General features: G+C 68.8%; 6 protein-coding genes. 2 read left to right on the forward strand and 4 right to left on the reverse strand.

What is annotated here, in order from left to right; translation table 11 throughout:
• Positions 1-30 precede the first annotated feature (30 nt).
• Together I0Q12_RS28465 and I0Q12_RS28470 are read left to right on the forward strand one after the other, a co-directional pair.
• Complete coding sequence (locus tag I0Q12_RS28465) at positions 31-1,284, forward strand: Mur ligase family protein (RefSeq protein WP_197256944.1); 1,254 nt, start codon at positions 31-33, stop codon at positions 1,282-1,284.
• Positions 1,277-1,990, forward strand: coding sequence for a type 1 glutamine amidotransferase (locus I0Q12_RS28470; RefSeq protein WP_197256946.1), 714 nt, complete (start codon positions 1,277-1,279; stop codon positions 1,988-1,990). Before I0Q12_RS28465 ends, I0Q12_RS28470 begins: the two co-directional genes overlap by 8 nt.
• Positions 1,991-2,000: 10 nt before the next feature.
• On the opposite strand, the gene I0Q12_RS28475 is transcribed toward I0Q12_RS28470, so the two are convergent.
• The 4 genes from I0Q12_RS28475 to fadD5 all read right to left on the reverse strand — a co-directional run bounded on the left by I0Q12_RS28475 (position 2,001) and on the right by fadD5 (position 5,745).
• Complete coding sequence (locus tag I0Q12_RS28475; protein ID WP_197256948.1) at positions 2,001-2,840, reverse strand: alpha/beta fold hydrolase; 840 nt, start codon at positions 2,838-2,840, stop codon at positions 2,001-2,003.
• A 101-nt stretch (positions 2,841-2,941) separates the two neighbouring features.
• Positions 2,942-3,370, reverse strand: a complete 429-nt coding sequence (locus I0Q12_RS28480) for a hypothetical protein (RefSeq protein ID WP_231611618.1) — start codon at positions 3,368-3,370, stop codon at positions 2,942-2,944.
• A gap of 46 nt (positions 3,371-3,416) precedes the next feature.
• Positions 3,417-3,980, reverse strand: a complete 564-nt coding sequence (locus I0Q12_RS28485; protein ID WP_197256950.1) for a hypothetical protein — start codon at positions 3,978-3,980, stop codon at positions 3,417-3,419.
• Between the two features lie 181 nt (positions 3,981-4,161).
• Entirely contained in the window at positions 4,162-5,745 is a 1,584-nt protein-coding gene (gene fadD5, locus I0Q12_RS28490) for a fatty-acid--CoA ligase FadD5 (protein WP_197256952.1), read from the reverse strand.
• Positions 5,746-5,947: the final 202 nt, after the last annotated feature.

The following is a 5,947-nucleotide window of genomic DNA, read 5'->3' on the forward strand; positions in this document are numbered from 1 at the left end:
CCCGAACGCAGCTGTGGAAAACTCGCCGGGGTGGGTACTAGCACTGGAATCACCACGCGCGGCCGGTTGGCGTTGCGCGCGGCGAAGGCAGCCGCGTGGGCGTCGCAGAAGGCCGGACGCGGCAAGGGCTCGATGATCGGCGGGCTGATCGCCCTGAAGATCGATCCGACGCTGATGAAGCAGCTCGGTCACGGCCGGAGAACGGTGCTCGTCACCGGCACCAACGGCAAGTCCACCACGACCCGCATGACCGCGGCCGCGCTCGCAACTCTCGACGACGTCGCGACGCAGCCGGACGGGGCGAACATGGACGCCGGCATCGTCTCCACCCTCGCCTCGAACCTCACCGCGCCGCTCGCCGCGATCGAGGTCGACGAGCTGCACACACCGCACGTCGCCGACGCACTCGATCCGCAGGCGATCGTGCTGCTCAATCTCAGCCGCGACCAGCTCGACCGCGTCGGCGAGATCAACATGATCGAACGCAAATTGCGCGCGGGTCTGCAGCGTCATCCCGATGCCGTGATCGTCGCGAACTGCGACGACGTCCTCGTCACCTCCGCGGCCTACGACAACCCGAACGTCGTGTGGGTGGCGGCGGGTGCCGGCTGGGCCAACGACTCGGTCAGCTGCCCCCGCTCCGGCGAGCCCATCGTCCGCGACGGCGACCACTGGTACAGCAGTGGCTCCGATTTCGCTCGGCCCCAGCCTCATTGGTGGGTCGACGACGAGAACCTGTACGGCCCGGACGGGCTGGTGCTGCCGATGAAGCTGACCCTGCCCGGTCGCGCCAATCGGGGCAATGCCGCGCAGGCGGTCGCCGCCGCCGTCGCGCTCGGCGCCGATCCGGCCGAGGCGGTCGCCGCGGCCTCGATCGTCGAAGAGGTCGCCGGCCGGTATTCGACGGTGCAGGTGGGCCCGCATTCGGTGCGCATGCTGCTGGCGAAGAACCCCGCGGGCTGGCAGGAAGCGCTGTCCATGATCGACCCGACCGTCGACGGTCTCGTCATCGCCGTCAACGGTCAGGTGCCGGACGGCGAGGATCTGTCGTGGCTGTGGGATGTGCGGTTCGAGCACTTCGACGGTGTGCAGGTCGTCGCGTCCGGTGAACGCGGAACCGATCTCGGGGTCCGCCTCACCTACGCGGGCGTCGAACACACACTGGTGCCGGATCCGTTGCGCGCCATCGCGTCCTGCCCTCCCGGCCGGGTGGAGGTACTCGCCAACTACACCGCGTTCCGGGATCTGAACACTGCGCTCGCGAAGGGATCTGCACATGCCTGAGTCGACCGTGCGCATCGGCCTGATCCTGCCCGACGTGATGGGCACCTACGGGGACGGCGGCAACGCCCTCGTGCTGCGGCAACGTCTGCGGATGCGCGGATACGACGCCGAGATCGTCCCCATCGGCCTGGAGGATCCGGTGCCGGATTCGATGGACCTGTACACACTCGGCGGCGCCGAGGACTCGGCGCAGCGGCTCGCGACCCGGCACCTGCTGCGCTACCCGGGCCTGCAGCGCGCCGCCGAGCGCGGCGCACCGGTGCTGGCGATCTGCGCGGCCATCCAGGTGCTCGGCCACTGGTACGAGACGTCGGCGGGCGAACGCGTCGACGGTGTCGGCCTGCTCGACGTGACCACCACACCGCAGAAGACCCGCGCGATCGGCGAGATCGTGATCTCCCCCGCCGTCGAGGGCCTCACACAGCCGCTCACCGGATTCGAGAACCACCGTGGCGGAACGACTCTCGGGTCGTCGGCGCGGGGCCTGGGCCGGGTGACCCGCGGCGTCGGTAACGGTGTCGGCGACGGCCTCGAAGGCGCTGTGCAGGGCTCCGTGTTCGGTACGTACCTTCACGGCCCGGTGCTGGCCCGCAACCCGGAGTTGGCCGATCTGCTGCTGGCGCGCGCGCTCGGCGTCGACGCACTGGCACCGCTGGATCTCCCGGAGGTCGAACAGCTGCGCCGCGAGCGCCTGCGGACGAACTGACCGGACCGGTTCAGCCCCGGCCGCCGACGTGCTCGACGACGAGTTCGGCGAGCGCTTCGGGGGCCTCGTCCGGGATCCAGTGGCTCACACCGGGCAGTGTCTCGAACCGGAACGGGCCGGTGACCCAGCGACCGCTCGCCGCGGGGCCGGACCGTCCGATCGCGAAGTCGCCGTCGCTCCACACCATCAGCGTGGGCACCGGCACCCGGCCGACGGCCTCGCGCGGCGACCACACCGACAACGCCCGATACCAGTTCAGACCTCCGCGCACCGCGGCACGATCCGCCAGTCGCGCCGCGTCGCGGTCGGCGGCATTCGCCGGCTGACCGCTGCGCCGCAGCACCCGGCGTGCCGTCTTCTCGTCGGCGAACAACCGCTCGGGCAGCCCGGGCAGCTGGAAGAAGAGCATGTACCAGGATCGGAACAGCTGCAGGCTCGTGCCCAGCGCCCGGACGAACGCGGCGGGATGCGGCACCGACACGGCGGTGAGCGACCGCACCAGGTGCGGATGACGGGCGGCGGTCGCCCACGCGACGACCGCGCCCCAGTCGTGTCCGACCACGTGGGCCGGCCGCCCGATCCGGTCGATGAGGGCCGCCGTGTCGGCGACGAGTTCGGACTGCCGGTAGTCACGGCGCCGGCGCGGGCGCGCGCCGGGCGAGTAGCCGCGTTGGTCCGGTGCGATCGTGCGGTACCCGCGGGCGTGCAGCAACGGTGCCACCCCGTCCCACGAGCGGGCGTCCTGCGGGAATCCGTGCAAGAGCACTATCGGTTCGCCGTCGAGCGGTCCGTGGTCGCGGACGTCGAAGGTCAGTCCCGCCCTGCTGAACGATTCGATGCGCTCCGGCACCCGGCCCCCCGTTGCGATCTGTCCCCGAACCGCGAACTGCCCCTGAACAGGGGTTCGGCCCGAATATTCGCTTTACGCGAACTCCGGGCCGGATCTCTGCTTCACGAGCCTCTGTCGTCCTCGGACGTCTGCTCGATTCGCACCAACGATGTTACGCGCGTCACAATCGAGAGCGCAAGTGCATTTCCGGCCGCGATCGCCTGATCGGCCAGCGCCGACACTTCCGGTCGTTGCACCAGCTCGCGCACGGCCGTGACCGGGGCGAAGAGCCACTCGACGGTGCCGACGATCTTCTCGACGCCGACCAGCGCCGCGTCGACCCTGTCGATCGAGCCACCGAGCCGATCGACGACGGTCTCGAAGTCCCCGAGCCTCGAATCGAAGGAGGCGAGCACCCGGTTGAACTCGTCGAGCGATGCCGCGATCCCGCCGGAGACGTCGTCGATCCGAGCGATCGTCGCGTCGGCGTTCAGCGCTGCGGCGGTGAGACGCCGCAGCCGGCTCGGATCGTTCGGCCTGGTCTGATCCACCACGTCGGCTCCCCCTCCCCCCGCTCACGGCTCTCGCCGTGGGCTGTCACTTCGCGTCGGCACCGTCCAGCAGCCACCGGTCGCCATCACGCTCCAGCGTGATCAGGAACCGCGTCGCGTCGGTGCGCCCCTCCGGCACGGCCACGTTCTTCACATCCTGGTCGAGGAACACCAGTACCGTCGCGCGGTCGCCGTCGACGGTTTCGACGGCGGCGTGATCGGCGCGCGCGACCGAGCTGCCCTGTCCGTTCTCGACCAGCGACCGCAGCTCGCCGGCGACCGTGTTGTACTTCGCCGCGAACTCGTCCGTGGAGATCTCGGTGACCGCGGCGATCGAGGCGTCGAAACCCTGGAAGTCGTAGGTGCCCAGCGTGATCGCGTACTCGCGGGCACTGTCGAGTGCCTCGGTGCGCAACCGGTCCGCCGACTCGGCCCGCCACCACAGCACGGCGAAGGTCCCGGCGGCGATCGCGAGCACGAGAACCAGGCCCCTCACGATCCACTGCCGGCCCGAACCGGCCTTGGTCGACGTCCGCTCGGGAACCTCGATCGCTTCGAAGGGTGCTGTCACCTCTGGAGCCTTGCCGTCCGACGTATCCGTCGTTGCCATCAGTCGCGCAGTCCTTCCAGCGATTTCCGCCGTTTCTTGAAACTCGACACCGGGGGCAGCGGTTCGACCGCTGCCCCCGGTCCGGACACGATGCCCCTGTCGTCGTGTTCCGAAATCCCCCCGACCATCCCCCGACCGGGGGCACACGGCTCCCCCCGCCATGTGCCCCCCAACTCGACCGTCAGCCCTGCACGACGGCCGAGAGTCCTCCACGCAGTTCGTGCTTGACGACCTTGCCGCTCGCGTTGCGCGGCAGGGCCTCGACGATCACCACTTCCTTCGGGTGCTTGTAGCGCGCCAGGTTCTCGTCGAGGTACGGCTGCAGTTCCTCGATCGTGAGATCGTCGGCGCCGGGAGCCAGTGCGACGACCGCGACCGGAACCTCACCCCACTTGGCATCCGGACGGCCGATCACCGCGGCCTCGAGCACCTTCTCGTGGCCGTACAGGACGTTCTCGACCTCGGCGCAGTAGATGTTCTCGCCGCCGGAGATGATCATGTCCTTCTTGCGGTCCACGACGTAGACGAAGCCTTCTTCGTCGACGCGCACGAGGTCGCCGGAGTGGAACCAGCCGCCCGCGAACGCATCCGCGGTCGCAGCCTCGTTGTTCCAGTACTCGCGCATCATGGTCGGTCCGCGGTAGACGATCTCACCGACCTCGCCGGGCGCGACGTCGTTCATCTCGTCGTCGACGACGCGAGCCTGGATCGTCGGGATGACCTGGCCGACGGAACCGAGCTTGCGAATCGCGTCCTCGCCGTTGAGAACACACGTGATCGGCGACATCTCGGTCTGCCCGAACACGGCGACGTTCGACGCCTCCGGGAAGGTCTCGGTCATGGCCCGCAGGATCGTGTCCGAACTCGGTGCAGCTCCCCAGGAGATGTTGCGCAGCGAGAGCTTGCGCGGATTCGCCTGCTGCGCAGCACACATCGCCTGCCACTGCACCGGAACGAGGAACAGGCTCGTGACTTTTTCGGCCTCCAGGACGTCGAGCAGCGTGTTCGGGTCGAACGCGCCGACCGGGTAGATGACGGTCGTCTGACCGAGCATCAGACTCGGGGCCATCGAGCCGAGCGCGGCGATGTGGAACATCGGCGACGCACAGAAGCTGATCGTGTCGTCACCGAAGTTGTGGAATGCGCGGATGCAGGTGAGGGACTGTGCTTCCATATTCGAGTGCGTCAGCACCGCGCCCTTGGGCCGGCCCGTCGTTCCCGAGGTGTACATGATCAGCGCGGGCGTGTCGTTCGGAATATCCAGGGGCTCGTGCGCTTCCCCTTCTTCCGCGACGAGATCCTCGTAGGCCACGGCGTCGCCCTGCGGGTCCGCGCCGACGGTGACGACCAGGTCCAGGCCCTCGGACTGCGCACGCGCCGCATCGGCGAGCGGGACGAGCGGTCCCTCCACGACGATGGCCTTGGAACCGGAGTCCGCGATGAGGAAGGCCACTTCGGGCGGCGTGAGCCGGAAGTTGACCGGTACGGCGATCGCGCCGAGCGCGTTCGCGGCGAGCACGGTCTCGAGGTACTCGGGGCGGTTGAGCATCAGGATGATGACGCGGTCGCCGAAACCGACGCCGCGCCGCGACAGTGCGTCGGCGAGCTTGTCGACCCGCTCGTCGAGCTGCGCCCAGGTGATCGACTCACCCTGGAATCGCAGCGCCGTGCGCTCGGGGATCATCAGGGCGTGGCGGGCGACCTGGTTGTTCCAGTTGTTGTTGCGGAAGCGCGTGGACTCCGAGCGTGCGGAGGTAGCGGTCATCGACTGTTCCTCTCGAGGGGACGGGGAGCGAACCGGCGAGGTCGGCACCGTTACGTTGTGACACACATTACAGATGCCGAGGGGTCTGCGCCAGGCCCTTTGTTAACGTGGATTCTCGAATTCTTCGGACGTTCACGGGCACGTGATTCCGGAGGAACTGCGGCCCGCAGCATCTCGTAATCCGCTGGCCAGAGCGGTGTGC

Source organism: Rhodococcus sp. CX (genome assembly GCF_015865005.1).
GTDB lineage: Bacteria > Actinomycetota > Actinomycetes > Mycobacteriales > Mycobacteriaceae > Rhodococcus.